The organism is Psychromonas sp. MB-3u-54 (genome assembly GCF_002836415.1).
In the GTDB taxonomy this organism is placed as follows: Bacteria; Pseudomonadota; Gammaproteobacteria; order Enterobacterales; family Psychromonadaceae; genus Psychromonas.
This window is the reverse complement of the sequence record NZ_PJBP01000163.1, coordinates 23,586-42,990: the sequence shown is the minus strand read 5'-3', so window position 1 is coordinate 42,990 and position 19,405 is coordinate 23,586. Positions and strand designations below refer to the sequence as shown.

Annotated in this window: 17 protein-coding genes; 3 read left to right on the top strand and 14 right to left on the bottom strand. The window is 43.1% G+C overall.

Annotated features, from left to right (window positions below):
* Positions 1-96: 96 nt before the first annotated feature.
* From yidC to rpmH, 4 genes are read right to left on the bottom strand one after another with little or no spacing between them, the layout of a single operon-like run.
* A complete protein-coding gene (yidC, locus tag CXF72_RS12005; protein ID WP_101039254.1) occupies positions 97-1,791 on the bottom strand; it encodes a membrane protein insertase YidC in 1,695 nt (564 codons plus the stop codon).
* A gap of 19 nt (positions 1,792-1,810) precedes the next feature.
* A complete protein-coding gene (gene yidD / locus CXF72_RS12000; RefSeq protein WP_198552581.1) occupies positions 1,811-2,071 on the bottom strand; it encodes a membrane protein insertion efficiency factor YidD in 261 nt (86 codons plus the stop codon).
* Positions 2,038-2,394, bottom strand: a complete 357-nt coding sequence (rnpA, locus tag CXF72_RS11995; protein ID WP_101039252.1) for a ribonuclease P protein component — start codon at positions 2,392-2,394, stop codon at positions 2,038-2,040. Before rnpA ends, yidD begins: the two co-directional genes overlap by 34 nt.
* 10 nt (positions 2,395-2,404) lie before the next feature.
* Positions 2,405-2,539, bottom strand: coding sequence for a 50S ribosomal protein L34 (gene rpmH, locus CXF72_RS11990; protein ID WP_011771839.1), 135 nt, complete (start codon positions 2,537-2,539; stop codon positions 2,405-2,407).
* Between the two features lie 554 nt (positions 2,540-3,093).
* Between rpmH and CXF72_RS11985 the strand changes: the two genes are divergently transcribed.
* Both CXF72_RS11985 and lrp read left to right on the top strand, forming a co-directional pair.
* Positions 3,094-5,223, top strand: a complete 2,130-nt coding sequence (locus CXF72_RS11985) for a protein-disulfide reductase DsbD family protein (RefSeq protein WP_101039251.1) — start codon at positions 3,094-3,096, stop codon at positions 5,221-5,223.
* Positions 5,224-5,496: 273 nt separating this feature from the next.
* Positions 5,497-5,964, top strand: coding sequence for a leucine-responsive transcriptional regulator Lrp (gene lrp / locus CXF72_RS11980; RefSeq protein WP_101039250.1), 468 nt, complete (start codon positions 5,497-5,499; stop codon positions 5,962-5,964).
* A 36-nt stretch (positions 5,965-6,000) separates the two neighbouring features.
* Here lrp and ald read toward each other — a convergent pair whose 3' ends face one another.
* The 7 genes from ald to CXF72_RS11945 all read right to left on the bottom strand — a co-directional run bounded on the left by ald (position 6,001) and on the right by CXF72_RS11945 (position 14,870).
* On the bottom strand, positions 6,001-7,116 hold the full coding sequence (gene ald, locus CXF72_RS11975) for an alanine dehydrogenase (RefSeq protein WP_101039249.1): 1,116 nt from the start codon (positions 7,114-7,116) through the stop codon (positions 6,001-6,003).
* A 538-nt stretch (positions 7,117-7,654) separates the two neighbouring features.
* A complete protein-coding gene (locus CXF72_RS11970; RefSeq protein WP_101039264.1) occupies positions 7,655-7,897 on the bottom strand; it encodes an acyl carrier protein in 243 nt (80 codons plus the stop codon).
* Between the two features lie 298 nt (positions 7,898-8,195).
* Entirely contained in the window at positions 8,196-9,899 is a 1,704-nt protein-coding gene (locus CXF72_RS11965) for a 2-oxo acid dehydrogenase subunit E2 (RefSeq protein WP_101039248.1), read from the bottom strand.
* Positions 9,896-10,900 (bottom strand): alpha-ketoacid dehydrogenase subunit beta, encoded by a 1,005-nt coding sequence (locus tag CXF72_RS11960; protein ID WP_101039247.1) that lies wholly within the window; start codon positions 10,898-10,900, stop codon positions 9,896-9,898. Before CXF72_RS11960 ends, CXF72_RS11965 begins: the two co-directional genes overlap by 4 nt.
* A complete protein-coding gene (pdhA, locus tag CXF72_RS11955; protein ID WP_101039246.1) occupies positions 10,893-11,882 on the bottom strand; it encodes a pyruvate dehydrogenase (acetyl-transferring) E1 component subunit alpha in 990 nt (329 codons plus the stop codon). Before pdhA ends, CXF72_RS11960 begins: the two co-directional genes overlap by 8 nt.
* A 22-nt stretch (positions 11,883-11,904) precedes the next feature.
* Positions 11,905-13,659 carry an acetate--CoA ligase gene (gene acsA / locus CXF72_RS11950; RefSeq protein ID WP_101039245.1) on the bottom strand — a complete coding sequence of 585 codons (1,755 nt, stop codon included), beginning with the start codon at positions 13,657-13,659 and terminating at the stop codon, positions 11,905-11,907.
* A 188-nt stretch (positions 13,660-13,847) separates the two neighbouring features.
* On the bottom strand, positions 13,848-14,870 hold the full coding sequence (locus CXF72_RS11945; protein ID WP_101039244.1) for a DUF2860 domain-containing protein: 1,023 nt from the start codon (positions 14,868-14,870) through the stop codon (positions 13,848-13,850).
* 243 nt (positions 14,871-15,113) lie between these two features.
* Between CXF72_RS11945 and CXF72_RS11940 the strand changes: the two genes are divergently transcribed.
* A complete protein-coding gene (locus tag CXF72_RS11940; RefSeq protein WP_101039243.1) occupies positions 15,114-15,671 on the top strand; it encodes a lipocalin family protein in 558 nt (185 codons plus the stop codon).
* Between the two features lie 230 nt (positions 15,672-15,901).
* Here CXF72_RS11940 and fbp read toward each other — a convergent pair whose 3' ends face one another.
* From fbp to fruA, 3 genes are all read right to left on the bottom strand, one after another.
* Positions 15,902-16,915, bottom strand: coding sequence for a class 1 fructose-bisphosphatase (gene fbp, locus CXF72_RS11935; protein WP_101039242.1), 1,014 nt, complete (start codon positions 16,913-16,915; stop codon positions 15,902-15,904).
* 115 nt (positions 16,916-17,030) lie between these two features.
* Positions 17,031-17,492 carry an RpiB/LacA/LacB family sugar-phosphate isomerase gene (locus CXF72_RS11930; protein ID WP_101039241.1) on the bottom strand — a complete coding sequence of 154 codons (462 nt, stop codon included), beginning with the start codon at positions 17,490-17,492 and terminating at the stop codon, positions 17,031-17,033.
* A 133-nt stretch (positions 17,493-17,625) separates the two neighbouring features.
* Complete coding sequence (gene fruA, locus CXF72_RS11925; RefSeq protein WP_101039240.1) at positions 17,626-19,353, bottom strand: PTS fructose transporter subunit IIBC; 1,728 nt, start codon at positions 19,351-19,353, stop codon at positions 17,626-17,628.
* Positions 19,354-19,405 lie beyond the last annotated feature (52 nt).

Below are 19,405 nucleotides of genomic sequence, written 5' to 3'. Positions count from 1 at the left end.
AGGTGCAGATTCCTGCCGCTGCAAGCCGTTTGGGCATATACAAAAAAGGCGACTTTTTATAGTCGCCTTTTTATCAATGGTTATTGGGAAAGTAAATTATTTTTTGGTGAGAACCACAGGTTCTTTTTCTTTTTCTTTTTGATGTAACCCTTTCTTTTCAAAGCTGCGATAAATCAGCGTTTGTTGGATCAGGGTGACAACATTACTCATCAACCAGTAAAGTACTAGACCTGCAGGGAACCACAGGAAGAAGAAAGTGAAAATAACCGGCATAAACTGCATTACTTTCTGCTGCATTGGATCTTGTACTGTTGTTGGAGACATTTTCTGAATAAAGAACATGCTCACACCCATTAGGATTGGCATGATGTAATAAGGGTCTTGTACCGACAGATCCTGAATCCACAACATAAAGGGTGCATGACGCAATTCAACGGATTCCATCAACGACCAGTATAAGGCAATGAAAATAGGCATTTGTAATAGGATAGGGAAACAACCACCAAGCGGGTTTACTTTCTCTTTCTTATACAGTTCCATCATTGCTTTTGATACTTTCTGACGGTCCTCTCCAAACTGTTCGCGTAATTCTTTAATCTTAGGCTGCAGCAGGCGCATTTTAGCCATAGAAGTGTATTGCGCTTTGGTCAGTGGATAAAGTGCACCTTTAACGGTAAAGGTAATCAGAATAATCGCAACACCCCAGTTACCAACAATACCCTGGAAGAATAACAGCAGTTTGAACAGCGGTTGAGCAATAAACCATAACCAGCCGTAATCAACTGTTAAATCAAGGTTCTTAGCAACAATTGCCATATCTTCCTGTATTTTAGGACCGACCCATAAATTAGTCTCAAGCTCAGCAACACTTTGTGCTGCAATGGTTTTTGATGGTGCCTTAAAGCCTATTGCAGCATCTTTATCTTGAATAATATTACTGTACAGTACATTTGTATCGCTAGGGGATGGAATCCATGCTGATACAAAGTAATGTTGCAGCATTGCTACCCAGCCACCTTGAGTTGTTTTTTGTAATGGCCCGTCTTGCATATCACTAAAGCTGTATTTTTCGTAACGGGTATCTGTTGTTGAGAAAGCGCCACCACGATAAACAGGCATCACCATACTGCCGCTATCATCGGATAATGTTTCTCTTAATTGTGCATAGAGCTGAACATTGATTGAGCTATTCGTTTTGTTTTCAATTTTATAAGCAACATTAGTCACATATTCACCACGTTTAAGGGTGAAGGTTTTAGTGAAAACATTACCATCTGCATCAACAAAATGCAGCACGGTTGATACTTCATTCTGGCCATCGGCTAAAACCGATTCTGTATCAGCTGTATTGTATAAAGGGCGGCCATTTTTATTAGCATCCGGACCTTGCCCAATCAAACCACTTTGTGCGATATAGGTAAAACCATTACCGCTATCCAATAGACGGTAAGGGGTCTCAGAATCAAGCGTTTCATCATGTTGTAAAAGATCCGCTTTAATAATATCACCACCAATCAGGGAGATGGTTAAGCGTAATTCGTCATTGGCTATGGTAACCGATTTACTCGCGGGCAGCTGAGTGGGTGTGGTATCGGTAGTGCTTAGCTCGGCGGAGATTGGTACGCCATCACTATTGGCACTGGAAGCTACTGAAGCCTGAACAGATGAATCAACTTGTTCTGTTTGTACTTGCGGAGCTACTTGAGGATTTTTTTCTTCGACCCATGCGGTATAAAGCAAAAAGCTCACAAACAGCAGGGCGAGTAAAAGTAAATTGCGTTGGGATTCCATAACGTTTTTTATTCTCTATTTAGTTAGGTTTATTTTTATTAGCACAACAAGTAGGCACAGGATCGTAACCACCCTCACTGAAAGGCTGACACTTTATAATACGCTTAGCCGCGAGCCAACAACCTTTTATAATTCCGTTTAATTTTATCGCTTCGATCGCATATTGTGAACAAGTTGGCGTAAAACGACAACGTGGGCCAATCATCGGGCTAATAAATAGTTGATAACCGCGAATCAATTTGATTACTACCCATTGCACCGCTGCACTAATTTCCGCCATAATTTATCCAATATTTTGTTGATTTCTTGATTTGATAAATCCGCAATACCCGCTTTAGCAATAACAACAATATCTATTGCAGGGAGTTGGTGTTGTTGGTGACGAAATTGCTCTCTAACAATGCGACGAATTCTATTACGCCCTACGGCATGTTTTATGTGCTTTTTGGGAATAGCCATTCCAATGCGAGGGTGATCTAGAGTGTTTTTTCGAGCTAAAAGAGTCAGATAGGGGGAAACTGCCGGGACAGCATTTTTAAAAACAGGTTGAAAATCTTCGGGAGTTAACAAACGTAACTCCCGAGAAAACGAATAATTCACCACGTCTGGTAGATTATGCGCTTAAGCTTGAGCGGCCTTTAGCACGACGACGAGCTAGTACGTTACGACCATTTTTAGTCGCCATACGAGTTCGAAAACCGTGTGAACGCTTACGCTTAATGTTACTTGGTTGAAAAGTACGTTTCATGCTCTTTTCCACTATTGTTAAGTACGGTACAGTAGCTAATGTTTTTAGCTTATTATTGATAAATAACTTTAATAGTCATTCATAAATAATAAATAAAAACCGTCAGCCGATTAAAAAGAGAGCGAATTCTATGTTTTGATCGACTAAAAGTCAATCAGAGATGCTTCTTTCGGCACATTAAAATTTTTACCTAATAAGCATAAACTTATATTAGATAAAGATAATGTACGCGCCAGACTCATAGTCAGGGTGCAAGGATTATATAGAAGCGTCATTAATAAGCAAGGATCTTAGGATGATCTTTCTGTTATTTATCCCTGAAGGGATTGCAGTTAGAAGATCTTCATGGTTAATCGCTTTGGTTAGGTCGGTCTCTTATTTTAACGGATTTTTCGCAGAAATTTTTAAAGCGATAAATAGTGTTAAGCACTTTGAGTCGTTATAATGACCAGCACGTTACCCTTTAAATTATAATATGACTGATCTGTGCACTCGAGAATAAGGTTTTTTATTTCAAACAGTTGCCTGAACCTTTATTATTTGGAGCTTTCCAATTGAAAAAATTTCAATTTATAGTTCGACCAGTGTTAAGCGCTTTATTATTGATTTCCTGCCTATTTAGCACGTTGGCATTGGCTGAAACATCTACAGGTTGGATAACCGACCCTAATCATCCTCCAGTGAGCGTATTGGTTGAGTTAAGCGGGCAAATTAATAAAGATAAACACAGTGTTAATGCTTTATTACAAGTACGCCTTGCAGACCAATGGAAAACCTATTGGCGTTCACCCGGTGAAGGGGGCGTTGCGCCGAGCTTTGATTTTTCCAACTCAGCAAATATAAAAGAGGTTAGCTGGTTGTGGCCGGCCCCCAAACGTTACCCAGTCTCCGGTGTGGAAACAATAGGTTATAAAAAGCAGGTTAATTTCCCGTTAACCATAACACTGCAGGATATCAGTCAACCGGCTCGATTAAAGGGGCTATTAACCCTTGCTTCATGCACCAACATTTGTGTTTTAAGTGATTATAAAATTGACCTTGCCTTTGAGCCTAATGGGCTGGTGAGCTTACCTGAAGTGGTCTTTAAATTTGGTCAGGCACTCGGCACTATTCCCATTTTAATCACTGAACAACAACTTTTACAGGAGCAGGATAACGCCACTATTAGCCGAGTACGTTCCTCCTGGAATCCATTAAAACAGCAGTTAGTGGTGCAGTTGAATAATAGCTTTGGCTGGTCTAAACCGGATCTATTTATTGACTCAGACAATCCTGAGCTTGCTTATGTTACTTTTTCAGTTCCTGAGATTAGTATTTTAAACCAGACTATGACGGCAACCATCACAGCCTCAAGTTGGTCCGGTGAGGTTGATTTAGCTAATCAACCTATCCATGCAACGGTACTGGATACTAATCTTGCCGTGGAGCTAGTGACCACAACATCGGATCAAATTATCCGCAGTACAGCGGCAGACAGTCTTTTGAGCATATTCTTAATTGCCCTGTTAGGTGGGTTGATTCTTAATATTCTGCCCTGTGTTTTACCTGTTTTAGGGATGAAACTGAGTTCGATTTTATCTGCCCATGGTATCGATCGCGGTCAAATTCGCAGACAATTCTTAGCCTCCTCGCTGGGTATCTTAACTTCATTTTGGTTATTGGCTGTTTTCTTACTGTTATTAAAATTATCCGGTCAGGCATTAGGTTGGGGTATTCAATTTCAAAGCCCTTATTTTATTGTTGTGATGGTGATTATAACGGCTCTGTTCGCGGCGAATATGTTAGGGCTCTTTGAAATTCAACTGCCCGTGGCGATGCAAACCTGGCTTGCCGGTAAAGGTGACCAATCTTATCTTGGTCATTACCTGCAGGGTATGTTTGCAACTCTATTAGCAACACCCTGCAGTGCGCCCTTTTTAGGGACTGCAGTGGCGTTTGCACTGGGGGGATCGACAGCCGAGTTGTTTGCTATTTTCACCGCATTGGGTCTGGGCATGGCGTTACCCTGGTTATTAATTGCCCTTTTTCCTCGAATAGCATTGTTACTGCCTAAACCCGGCAGATGGATGGGAACCGTTAAATTAGTCTTTGCACTGATGATTTTGGCAACGACTTTCTGGTTGTTAAGCCTGCTTGGCAACTTTATCGGTACGTCAAATATGTTCCTGACAGCAGCGCTGCTGCTGGTTGTTTTATTTACTTTGACACTCCGGAAATACGGTAAAAGAATTCTGTTAATTGCATTATTCTCATTACTATTAAGCACTGCGCTTGGCTTCTTTCTAGGTAGTCTAACGACTAAAGATTGGGGCAGCCCGATAGCCGGCGAGCTGGATTGGTCTCCTTTGGATGCAGCGGCTATCCAGCAGCAGGTGGCGTCGGGTAAAACTGTTTTTGTTGATGTCACCGCGGATTGGTGTATTACCTGTAAAGCGAATAAAATTGGCGTGATTTTACAGGAGCCTGTGTACAGCGCTCTGCAGGCAGAAAACATCCTGTTAATGCAGGGAGATTGGACCGTCCGATCTGATTCAGTGACTGCCTATTTACAGTCATATGGCCGATACGGCGTACCCTTTAATATCGTTTATGGGCCCGGGGCTCCGCAGGGGTTGCCTTTATCGACAATATTAAGCAGTAAGCAGGTTTTATCTGCGCTTAAACAGGCGCGGGGTAACGAGTGATGAGCGCTAAAATAACGGCAAAAATGCCGCAGGAATCAGCTGATAGACGGTGCTTCAATGGCCTTCCTGATATGAAACATGGTCTGCGATTGAAGGGGTCGCTAATAAATACCTTACTCGTCCGCTTTCGATTAAACCGTTTTAACTGCAGTGACAACACTTTTTTCATGTTTTTTTTGGAGCAATTTACTTATCCGTATGGGTATCGCTTGATAGCGCCTGAGTTTTGTGAAATAAAGAGCTTAATTAAATGAATTTAAACAAGGCTGGGCAATGAAAGAGTTGGATCGTATTGATCGTAAAATATTAAATGAGCTGCAAAAAGACGGGAGGATATCCAATGTTGAACTTTCCAAACGTGTTGATCTCAGTCCTACCCCCTGTCTCGAGCGAGTAAGACGTCTTGAGCGTCAGGGTTTTATAACGGGTTACATTGCCACACTCAATCCGCAATATTTAGGCGCTGCACTACTGGTTTTTATTGAGGTAACCTTGAGCCGCGGCGCGTCAGATGTGTTTGAACAGTTTAATAAAGCCGTTTTGCAGTTGGAGGCATTTCAAGAATGTCATTTAGTATCGGGTGATTTTGACTACCTGCTGAAGGCGCGTGTTGCTGACATGTCTGCATATCGTAAATTACTTGCAGAAACATTATTGACTTTGCCCAGTATTAAAGAGACTCGGACTTATGTGGTAATGGAAGAAGTTAAGGTAAATAGCCAGTTAATTATAAAATGCTAATGCAGAAAAAGCGCCCTTGGGGGCGCTCAATAAAGATTATGCTAATGCGACTTTAGGATCAACAAACTCAAATCCTAAGTTTTCCGCTACACTGGCACAAGTTATTTGACCATTAATAACATTTAGGCCATTTAAGAAATGCTGATCACTTAATAAAGCTTCTTTATAGCCTTTATTAGCAAGCTTTATAATGAAGGGCAGTGTCGCATTATTCAACGCAAAGGTTGATGTTAGTGGAACAGCACCGGGCATATTAGCAACACAGTAGTGAACTACATCATCAACAATAAAGGTTGGATCTGCGTGTGTTGTGGCTTTTGAAGTGGCAATACAGCCTCCTTGATCAATGGCAACATCAACAATGGCAGAGCCCGCTTTCATATTCTTAATATGTTCCGCTGTGACTAATTTAGGGGCAGCTGCGCCGGCAACCAGTACTCCGCCAATCACTAAATCGGCCTCAAGAACATGCTCTTCAAGCGCTTCCGTTGTAGAATAGACAGTTTTTATTTTATTACCAAACTGCGCATCAAGACGACGTAACACATTAACATTACGATCTAGAATAACCACTTCAGCACCCATGCCTACCGCCATTTGTGCCGCATTATTACCCACCATTCCGCCACCAATAATGACAACCTTGGCAGGAGCAACACCGGGAACACCGCCTAATAACATACCACGGCCCGCATTCGATTTTTCAAGGGCTTGGGCACCGGCTTGAATTGACATGCGACCTGCAACTTCTGACATTGGGGCTAAAAGAGGTAAACCACCTTGATTGTCGGTAACTGTCTCATAGGCAATACAAATTGCTTTTGATTTAATCAAATCTTCAGTTTGCGGAAGATCAGGTGCCAAGTGAAGGTAAGTAAATAGAATTTGTCCTTCACGCAACATAGCACGTTCAATGGCTTGAGGTTCTTTTACCTTAACTATCATATCAGCGCTGGCGAAGACTTCTGCCGCATTTTTTTGGATTGATGCACCAACATTAAGATAGTCCTGATCACTGAAACCTATGCCTAAACCGGCATTTGTCTCAACAATAACCTGATGCCCATGATTAGTTAATTCACGTACGCTACCAGGAACCATACCTACACGATATTCGTGGTTTTTAATTTCTTTAGGGACGCCGACAATCATAATACACACTCCGTTATGGTTTGATTTAATAAATATTTAAAGCTAGTTTAAATGTCTTTATCTAGATTGTGCTACTGAATTTTTGTTCCTTTATAGTTTAATATTTTATTATTTTGTGATTTTCTGGTTTTATATTCTGAATCGATTTTTGTCGGCTTGTTATCAAGTTGTTATCAGCTTGTTATCGTCTTGTTGATCTTTAGTTGTTGCTTTTTCATTCAAAATTTAAAGGGGAATCACCGAGCAGGTTAATTATACCCATGTTACTTCAAGATGCTTTGTCAGGCGCAAGCTCTTCGATCAGAGCAAGACGCAGCATGACCTTTCGAGCGAGCGGTATATGTAAATGGTTATTCCCTTTCCGATTGGTGCAACGCAGCGCTGGTTTTCGAGCTAGCGCCCCGTAGGGCAAGGCAAATTGCATCTTGAAGTACCATGGGTATATAATGTTATGAAAAATTGTATAAACAAACGCTGCACTTGTTCGCAGTGTATGGGTAACCATTCTGGCCAGAGTATAAAAAGAGCGATACTTAATTTAAGCGTGCTTCATTATGTAAGAAATCATTGCATTTAGGCTGAGCACCTTAGCGTAATCAGCTTCTGGAATGACGACCTGAGAGCGCTTGGAAACAGCGATCACTAAATTAAGGAAATCCATCGAATCGAGTTCCAGTGCTTCGCGCATATCCTGATCATCGGGTACGTCATCTGCCTCTATTTCAGGGGCAATATTACTTAACTCTTTAAGAATCAGTGTTTTTATTTCATTATTGTTCATAAATCCTCTCATTTTATTATCTTTCAATTTTCAATCTGCTTACCCTTGTTATACCAAAGGAATTAATGAAGTGATCAAGTATTGCGAAGGAAAAATTAGCACTAACAAGGCGAGAGTTGCATTCGATCGTTGTTCTCCTTCACAAAATGGTATGGAACAATTTTGAACAGCTTTAGCTGGCCACAAAGTGGTGAAGAACAGGATGTTCTGAATAAAACTCACAACGCGGTTAGGGATAATTTTAACCAGCAAGGGTGATCACCTTTTTAGTTCTTTTGGTATTAGGTACAGCTCTCATTCAAACTGTCCATAAAGCTTGCGGATTTTGCAGCAGTTGGTTTAACTGATAAAGAAAACGGGCACCGATTCGGCCATCACTGACACGATGATCGGCGGCAAGGGAAGCCTCAATAACGGAACGTATTTTTATCGAACTATCGACGGCCATTACCTCTTGATGAGGGCTACCTAAAGCCAGAATTGCGACCTGTGGCGGAAAAATAACAGCGAACATCTGCTCTGCACCGCGTTCACCAATGCTGGTCACGGTAAAGCTGCCCCCGCTCAATTCAGAAAAGACTAAACTGCCATTGCGCGCCCGTGTCACCTGCTGTTTAAGAAGTTCCATCACCTGCGCCGGAGCAAGTGTTTGTGCGGCGCGGATCACCGGCATAACCAATCCACCGCCACGTAAATTAATCGCATTGGCTAAATGTACTGTTTCACTCGCGACAAAGCGATCCTCTGTATATTCGCCATTAAGTTGCTGGCTATCCATTAATGTACGCGCAATGGCGCACAATAAAGGTGCCGCTAAGAGCATACGCTGATCGATGGTAATACTTGCATTAACCTGCAGCAAGTAGTCCTTCAACGCTGTTATATCCAAACGCTGGCGCAAATAATAGTGTGGTATCTGTTGTTTTGAGCGGGTCACGGTGGCGCTAATCGCCTGGCGCATAGCCTCTTTATCAAAACCTTTTTTAGGTTTTTCCGCTGCACTGACCTTAGCGGTTTCTTTTTTATCTGCCGTCGCGGGTGAATGCTGACTAAGCTGTTTTTGTAGTATTGCCTGCTCGACCATAGTCAAAGTGACAATTTTATTGTTAGGCTTGGGAAACAGTGAGTTTAAAGTGAGTTGCTGCTGCTTCGCAAAAAATCGTGCAGCGGGTGTTGCTAAAATAAAATCTTCAGGGGTTGTGAAGTGACTGTTATCTTGCTCAACTTCAGCGGGTGCAGAGCCAGGATTTATAGCTGCAGCGCTGGTGGTGGGCGCAGGGCTCGCATTTATAGCTGCAGCGCTGGTGGTGGACGCAGGGCTTGAATTTATAACTGCAGCGCTGGTGGTGGACGCAGGGCTCGCATTTATAGCTGCAGCGCTGGTGGTGGACGCAGGGCTTGAATTTATAACTGCAGCGCCTGTAGTGGACGCAGGGCTTGAATTTATAACTGCAGCGCTGGTGGTGGACGCAGGGCTCGCATTTATAGCTGCAGCGCTGGTGGGCGCAGGGCTTGAATTTATAACTGCAGCGCTGGTGGGCGCAGGGCTCGCATTTATAGCTGCAGTGCTTGTGGTGGACGCAGGGCTTGAATTTATAACTGCAGCGCTGGTGGGCGCAGGGCTTGAATTTATAACTGCAGCGCTTGTGGTGGGCGCTGGGCTTGAACTTATATTCGCAGCAGTTTTTGTGGACATAGGATTGGGCTCGATATCGGCAACATTCGTCGAAGGAGGGGCTGTATTTTCACTGTCTTTAACCGAGCTTAATCTGGCAATAGGCTCTCCAACTGCGATCTGCTCCCCTTCTTTGACCAGTAAGCTTATTATTACTGCATCTTCAAACAGATCTAAATCAATTGCCCCCTTGTGAGTTTCGATAACCGCGACCACATCACCCCGTTTTATATGATCGCCCTCTTTAACCAGCCATTGTACTAGCGTTCCTTTTCTCATATCAGAACCAAAAGAGGGCATTTTTAAGTCATGTTCATTGTTGCTCATAATGGATCCCTTATAGAGGCATTGAAGGGTTCCATCATTTGCTTAGCAACGGCGATAATTTGCGCGACTTGCGGCAGGCTAGCCTGTTCTAAATGATATGCGTAGGGAATCGGCACTTCAGCGCTACAAACACGATTAATGGGGGCATCTAAATACCAGAGTCCGAGCTCTGCAATAGTAGCGCTGACTTCAGCGGACATGCCGCCACTTTTCCATGATTCGTCAACAATCAGTGCCTTGTGTGTACGGCGTACTGAATCTAAAATTGTGACTCTATCTAAAGGGCGTAAACAGCGCAAATCGACGACTTCCGCATCAATGCCTAAGGTTTTCAGCTGCTCTGCCGCATCCATTGCTTTATACAAACAGCCTCCCCAGGTAATAATGCTTAAATCGTGACCTGTTCTGCGGATCACCGCTTTTTCCATTGGCGCAATAGTCTGTTTTTCAGGTAGCTCAGCTTCCATATTATAGAGCATCACATGTTCAAAGATAATCACCGGATCAGGGTCATCAAGGGCCATTTTTAACATATAGCGCGCATCACCAATCGTGCCCGGATAAAGTACTTTAAGACCCGGAATATGGGCATATAAACCTTCAAAACTGTGCGAGTGTTGAGCTGCCAGTTGTTTTCCTGCACCGCAGGACATGCGAATCACTACGGGCACCGATATCTGTCCACCGGACATGTGCCTGAGCGTCGCGGCGTTGTTGATTATTTGATCCAGTGCGAGCAGACTGAAATTGACCGTCATAATTTCGACTATGGGCCTCATTCCGCCTATTGCTGCACCAATTCCTGCTCCGACAAAGCCTGCTTCCGCCAGAGGAGCATCAATAATGCGTTGCGCGCCAAAGCTATCGAGCAAGCCTTTGGAAACCGCATAACACCCCCCATATCGACCCACGTCTTCGCCGATTAAAAAGACTCTGGAATCATCCTTTAAGGCTTCCGCTATTCCAGCCCTAGATGCCTCTCTGAAGGTAATTTTATCCATGGGAAACCTCCGTATAGACATGCTTTAACAAATTTTCAACGGGCTCGATCTCTGCCGCATCAGCACTGCGTACCGCTGCATCGATCTCCTTATCTACCGCTAATTCGATGGCCTGCAGCTCATCGGATTCTATTTGATGGTTGTCTTTTAACCATTGGGTTAACTGGATCAGAGGGCCTTTTTTCTTCCACTGCTCAACTTCGTCATTATTACGATAAAGCTGAGTATCAAACATAGAGTGACCCCGAAAACGATAGGTTTGGCATTCTATAAAATGCGGCCCTGCACCATTGCGTATCGCGCTGCAGGCAAGTTTTGCCGCGGCCTCAACATCAACCACATTCATACCATCTATCACTTGCGAAGCTAAGCCATAACTTGCTGCTTTTAAATGAATTTTTTGATTGGACTGTTCGAGTTCCAGGGCTGTGCCCATGGCATAAAGATTATTTTCACAGATAAACAAGATTGGCAGTTGCCATAATTTGGCAAGATTCAGGCTCTCATGAAACTCTCCCTCGGCGACCGCTCCGTCACCAAAAAAACAGCAGGTGACAGCCTGGTTCTGTAACATTTTATCTGCTAATGCGATTCCAACGGCAATAGGCAGCGCACCGGCAACAATGGCACTGCCGCCATAAAAACGTTGGCTGCTATCAAAGAGGTGCATCGACCCACCTCGTCCACCGCTACAACCACTGGCTTTACCAAACATCTCCGCCATCACGATGTCCATGCTCAGGCCTCTTGCCAGCGCATGGCCATGTTCACGATAAGTTGCAAGTACCGCATCCTGCGCCGTTAATGCCTGCATTACGCCAACGGCAATGGCCTCCTCTCCGTTATACAAGTGCAAAAAACCACGAATTTTTTCTTCATTATAGAGGGTGACGCAACGTTCTTCGAAGCGGCGAATTCGAATCATCTGCTTAAGTAAAAAATGTAAATGAATACGATTAACATGTAATTTGTTATTGCTCATACCGTTATCTCCAAAGCAAACTTTAGGCCTCATCACTTTCAAGCGTGGAAATATCACCTTCAGGCAATCCGAGTTCGCGCGCTTTTAATAAACGCCGCATAATTTTGCCGCTGCGGGTCTTAGGTAAATTTTTACGGAAAACAATCTCTCTTGGCGCAACGGCGGCGCCCAAACGTTTACGTGAATGACCTAATAAGGTTTTACGTAAGATTTCATCACCTTGATATTCAGGTTTCAGCGCCACAAAAGCTTTTACAATTTCGCCCGCCACTTGATCGGGTAGGCCTATTACCGCGACTTCGGCGACAGCAGGGTGCTCCATCAACACACTTTCTACTTCAAAAGGACCAATCAAATGTCCAGAGCTTTTAATCACATCATCTGCCCGACCAATAAACCAGTAATAACCATCGGCATCACACATGGCCAGATCGCCGCTTAAATACCAGTCCCCGACAAAACATTTTTGATAACGTTGTTCTTCATGCAAATAACCCCGAAACATGGACGGCCAACCTTTTTTCAGTGCCAGCTCGCCGACTTGATTGGCTTTTGTCGTGGCTTTGATTTGCCCGCCTTCAGTGTGTTCCATAATGGCAACCTCAATACCGGGCAGGGGCCTGCCCATTGAACCCGGGCGAACGGTATTGGTTGCAAGGTTGGCTATCATGATGCCGCCGGTCTCGGTCTGCCACCAGTTATCGTGAAACGGCATGGCAAAAACTTTCTGTCCCCAGACGACAGCTTCAGGATTAAGGGGCTCACCGACGCTGGCAATAAAGCGTAAGGCACTAAGATCATATTGAGCGGCAAGCTCACCTCCGGCTTTCATTAACATGCGGATAGCGGTAGGGGCGGTATACCAGACATTAATTTTTTGTTCGCTGAGTAACTGATACCAGTGCTCAGGATCAAATTCAGCTTCATCAATGATCATGGTGACACGGTTGCATAATGGCGCAATAATGCCGTAGGAAGTGCCCGTTACCCAACCCGGGTCGGCGGTACACCAGTAACGGTCGCCCGGCCTGAGATCCAGCGCGTAAAAGGCTGAGATGCTGTGATAAACCACGGCTTGATGAACATGCATGGCACCTTTCGGTTTACCCGTTGTGCCCGAGGTAAAGTGTAATAAAGCGAGATGTTCCGGATCGCAGAGACGGGCAGGAAAGTCCGCGCTATTCTCTTTTAATAAAGCATCAAGATCAGAACAATCATCAGGAAGCGGGCCGGTTACGTTATACAGTAATACCCATTTCAGGCTGCTTAGCTGTTCACGCCAGGGTTTAACTTTTTTGAGATAAAGCGCTTCACTGGTAATTAAAAGACGCGCTCGACCTATCTCCATCCGTGAACGAACAGGCTCTGGACCAAATGCTGAAAATAGGGGGGAAAATACCGCGCCGAATTTAAGCGTGCCTAATAATGCGATATAGAGTTGCGGTACTCTGCTGCATAAACCGAACACAGTATCATTAGGCTGCACACCAAAACTAGACAGAATATGAGCAAAACGACTGGTTTGTGCCATTAATTCTGCATAACTAATGTCTACCGGCACCCCCTGTTTGCTCAGCCAACGAATGGCGACCTGTTCACCAAAACCCTCTTTTACATGACGATCCAGTGCTTCATAGGCGATATTTAAGCCCTCTTTATTACCGGCAATACGCTCCTGTGCCTGCTGCCAGTTAAAGTGAGTATACGTATCTTCATAGTTAATTAAATTATGCTTGGATGCCGATAAAGGATCTTTTTTTATTTCAGAAAAACTCATTTTTATCCCCCTTTGCTAAAGCCTAAAACAAGTTAAAGAGCTTAGTTAAGGATAGATCAAAGGAATAAAAGTGCTTAGTTAATCGCCGCTGTAGCTCCATTTTACAATTAACCAGTCGAGCGCCGGCTGCTCAGGAAAGAACAGTGAAAAACAACTCGTATTGCTCTGATATTTAGTCTTATTTGAAGCTAAAATTGATAGGTAATACCGGTCGACATAAATAAACCTTCGCTATCGTAAAAATTGATATCAGAGTCTTCTTTATTGTAACCGGCCAGTATATTAAAAATTAATGGTTGCCAGTTAAGCGCCTGGGCATAGCTATAAACTGAAAAGAGTCCGGCATTGACGGTATTCTGTTTTTGACTAAAGACAGGATTTTCGACGGCAAACTTTTTAATGCCGGCATTGAGGGTGGTAATTAAGCTGTGTCTACCTTTAAAAAACAGTAGGCCTAACTGCAGTCCATATTGGTCAAAGTTATGTGCTTCACCATCGGCAGACCTTGTTGTGTATTGCAGTGCGGGTTTAAAAAACACACCGGGTGCGATCCTATACCTTGTTTGTATTTCGACGCGCTGATACAAGCTATCACGTCGCAGCAGAGTCAACTGCTTAGCATTCAATCCTAAGCTTTGTCCGCTGTGTTCATTTTCGATATCAGTAAAAGCAAAGGCATATTTAAGGGTAATTGAACTTCCTGCAATGTGGGTCAAAGAAAATCGTCCACCCTGTGTATTTTCGTCCGTTGTTATTCGTGCACTGCCGGTTAAATAAGGATCCTGCCAAGTATCATTGAAGGATAGCAGTGGGGGAAAATAAGCGACCGTCAGTTCGCTGCTGTTATTAAATAAGTGCGTTATCCCAAGTTCATATTGAAACGCGGCTGTCGAAATTTGTTCGCGGCTGTCAGCGGCAAAGATCTGCGTTTTAAATTCTGCAAAGGTATACTGTGCACGGGCTAAGGGAAAGATAAAGGTCTTATCGAGGGAATGGCCGCTATTGTTAAGATCTTCATTGAGCTTGTTATCATGAGCGGTATCTAATTGTGAGCGGCTGCTGCTGTAACCTAGATGAATCCCAAGAGTAAACTCCCAGCCGGCTTCCTCAGCAAGATGTTGCGGCGCTGGTGCTGAATTTGCGGCGACTTCAGTGACCAGAAAATTGCTTAACAAAATAGTTAATATGATAGCTGGAAACCGTTTTTGCATTATTTTACTCCTTGAATGAGATAATCTTAAGATAGAAACCCGCTGAGGTTTATCACCTGTTTTGCTGCGCTGTCATAGGAAAATATGCATAGCATTGCGGATTCTATGGTGCCAATCAATCTCTTCCTCGGACACGCTAAGATAGTCTGCTATAACAAATTAACTTTAGCTGTGATCGCATGTTTATGTTGCAACGTATTACATTTAAGCTAAGTTGAGGTTTCACTATTAGGGAAAATAAAGATGCGTATAATGTTGATCGCTGTGATTGCTTTTTTACAGGTTGCCTGTACCGGGATCGCCAAGGATATCAAAGCCGTCGAAGGACTGCAGACCGACAAATATTTAGGTCTGTGGTATGAAATTGCCCGTTTGGATCACTCCTTTGAAAGGGGGATGTCCAATGTCAGTGCTGAATATTCACTGCGTGAAGATGGCGGGATAAAGGTCTTAAATAGTGGTTACTCAAGAGCAAAAAAAGAATGGACAACGGCTGAAGGAAAAGCTTATTTTGTCGATGAGAAAAACAAAGGTCACTTAAAAGTATCATTTTTCGGTCCGTTTTACGGCTCTTATGTGATTTTTAAACTGGATAAAATAAATTATCAGTATGCCTATGTGACAAGCTACAGCAAAGATTATTTATGGTTATTAGCCAGAACAGCAACGGTCGCTGAGGCTGTTAAAAAAGATTTTATCCAGACGGCCAAAATGCACGGTTTTGCAACGGATCAGCTGATTTTTGTTGATCAACAAAGCGTGCTCAATGAAGCGGATAAAGATGGAATTACCAGAGAATAAATCATACCAAATCCACTAATTTTCTATTCATTTATGCTTGTTAAAATGAATGCTAGCTTCGTTGTTTATTTTGTAATTAGAACAACTAGTTACTGCAATAAACGCCTTGCTTTCATGTATTTTTCCGGCGCCTAAACAGATCACCCAATTAGTGGAATTGGTATTTAAAAAAACCGCTCATTGAGCGGTTTTTTTTCTTATCTGTATAAAGGGAATAAAGTTAAACGATTTTATTTTTCTTCTGAGGAATACTCTTCCATCATTGTTTCTACTTTATCGACCATTTTAGAACTACCACAGAAAAATGGCACCCGCTGGTGCAACTCGGTTGGCTTTAGCTCCATAATGCGGCGGTTAAAACCATCGGTTGCTCTTCCGCCAGCCTGTTCTATTAGAAATGCCATCGGGTTACATTCGTATAATAATCTTAGCTTACCTTTTGGTGCGGAGGCCGTAGAAGGGTAGATATAAATACCGCCCTTAAGCAAATTTCGGTGAAAATCAGAAACCAAAGAACCAATATAACGAGATGTGTAAGGGCGGTTTGTTGGGCCATCAATTTCTTGACAGTATTTTAAATATTTTTTTACACCCTGTGGAAATTTCAGATAGTTACCTTCATTAATCGAGTAAATTGAACCAGCATCTGGAATTTTCATATTTTCATGTGAAAGGTAAAAAGTACCCAATGAAGGGTCACAGGTAAAACCGTGTGTACCGTATCCGGTTGTATAAACTAACATGGTTGACGAACCGTATATAACATATCCGGCGGCAACCTGTTCAGTTCCTGGTTGTAAGAAATCTTCTAAGGTGACTGGCTGACCGGGTTCGCTGATGCGGCGATAAATGGAGAAAATGGTTCCAACCGAGACATTAACATCAATATTTGAAGAGCCGTCCAGCGGATCCATCAATACAACATATTTACTGTTTATACAGCGTTGATCATCAAAGGAAACAAACTCATCTTCTTCCTCGGTTGCGACACCACAGACTTCGCCACGCGCTTCCAATGCCGCTTTAAAAACGTCATTAGCGTATAGATCCATTTTTTGCTGGACTTCACCCTGCACATTTTCCACACCCGTTGCGCCAATAATATCAACTAATCCGGCTTTATTTATGTCTCGATTAACGACTTTGGTCGCTAATCGAATTGCGCCTAATATAGATGATAATTCTCCTGTTGCCTCTGGAGATTCATGCTGCTTTTTAATAATGTATTCACCGAGCGTAATCATTCTATATTCCTTTATCCAGATCTATTATCTGCAAAACGTTATCGTGTATGTCAAATTAACATGATTTAATATTTATTAATGTTAGCCAACATCAATATTGTGCTGTTAGTTGTAGTTATAATGGTTTTAGATGTTTATTTGCTATTGTAATTATTTTATCAACACGTTTTTTGTATTTTGCGTCATCGCTAAGAAATTCGGTGGTCATCCAGGTATTGACTATCTCTGCAGCAATACCAGAGCCAATTATTTTGGCGCCAATGCAAAGGACATTAGTATTTGAATGAGAACGTGCGAGTTGCGCGCAAAAAGGATCTTGGCAGACTGCGGCATACAATCCTGCAATTTTATTAGCGATTAACGCACTGCCATAACCGACGCCATCAATAAAAATGCCTCGTTGCGCTTCGCCCGAAGCAACGGCTAATGCTGCCGGGTAAATATGATCGGACAAATCACAAGCATCTTCATTATTTGCGCCAAAATCAATAATAGTATGCCCGGCATTTATCAATAATATTTTGACCTCTTCTTTTAAACTAAAACCAGAGTGGTCACAGGCCATTGCTATTTTCATATTATTTACCTTCTTCGTCTGAATGGATTCAAAAATATTCTGTTTTCTTCAAAATGACGATATTTTCCGTTAAAAAAACCCGACAATGTGCCGGGTTTTTATGGATTAAGCCGTCGCTATTTAAAGCGTCTAATTAAGCCGCAACGGCTTCTTTACGGTCGTTTTTCTTAAGGAAAGCGTAACTGATACCAGTCACTGCTGTTCCTGCTGCAATCGCGACTAAGTAAAGCAGTACTGGACTAATTGCACCCGGGATAAGCAGTACAAATAAACCACCGTGTGGTGCTAGTAGTTGCGCACCAAATAACATAGACAGTGCACCTGTTAACGCGCCACCGGCCATACAACAAGGGATTACGCGTAATGGATCATGCGCGGCAAACGGGATTGCACCTTCAGAGATAAAGCAAAGACCTAATACGAATGATGCTTTACCCGCTTCTGCTTCACTGGCGATAAATTTAGATTTGGCTAAGAATGTCGCTAGACCCATGCCTAAAGCCGGTACCATACCCGCAGCCATAATCGCCGCCATCGGTGCATAGGTTTGTGAGGCCAATAGACCTACACCAAAGGTATAGGCTGTTTTGTTCACTGGACCACCAAGGTCGAAACACATCATTGCGCCAAGAAGAATACCTAATAACACGGCATTTGCTGAGCCCATGCTTGCAAGGAAGTCAGTTAGTCCGGCCATGATTGCAGCGACGGGCGTACCAACTACGTAGATCATCACTAAACCTGTTACTAAGCTGGCAATCAAAGGGATGATTAGAATGGGTTTTAGCGCCGCCATAGAATCTGGCAGTGGGAAATTATCGGCAACCCATTTTGCGGTGTAACCCGCTAGGAAACCTGCAATGATACCACCAAGGAAACCGGCTCCCGTTGAACTTGCTAACATACCGCCAATTAAACCGGGTGCAAGACCGGGTCTGTCGGCAATCGAAAAGGCGATAAAACCAGATAATACCGGTATCATCAGTGCAAAAGCGGAGGCGCCGCCGATAGTCATTAATGCCGCTGCCAGTGTCCCTTCCTCTTTAAAGGCTTCTATACCGAAGACAAAAGACAACGCAATTAATAAACCACCCGCAACAACCACGGGTAGCATATGAGAAACACCGGACATAAGGTGTTTATAGATAGCAGACGATGCTTTCATTTGTTCGCCGTCACTGCTTTCAGCGGCACCTGTGCTGCGATAAACCGCTGCATCGGAAAATGCTTTGTTGATTTCTTGCTCGGTTTTTTTAAGGGCTAAACCAGTACTGGTTTTATACAATTTTTTGCCATCAAAACGGGCTAAATCAACGGCAATATCTGCGGCAATAATAACCACATCAGCTGCGCTGATATCTTCTGCTGTTAACTGATTTTTTGCGCCGACTGAGCCGCGTGTTTCAACCTTAATTTCGTAACCAAGCTGTTTAGCTTTATCTTCTAAGGCTGTTGCCGCCATAAAGGTGTGTGCAACACCGGTTGGGCAGGCTGTAATTGCAACAATTTTTTGAGCTGTTGACATAATGGTCTTCCTCGTTGTGGATTGGATAAGCAGTTCCCCATTGTTAACTGCATTTTGTAAATAGGTTTTTGTATCTTCCAGGCATTGGCTAATATCAGATTGATACACTTTTTTACCTTGAAAGCGGCTAAGATCAACCGCGGTATTCGCTGCAATAACGATGCAGTCGGCTTGATCAATTTGTTGTTGAGTTAAAGGCTGTACAGGTTTTACGCTAGATTGACATTCAATTGTCGCTTCCCAGTTTAATGCCGAGACCGCTTTTTCAATTAAACCCGCTGCAATAATACTGTTGGCAATGCCGCTCGGGCATGCGGTGACTATGGCTAATTTCATCTTCTTATCCTCTGAACCATTTATTTATAAAGTTATTAATAGCGACGTAATT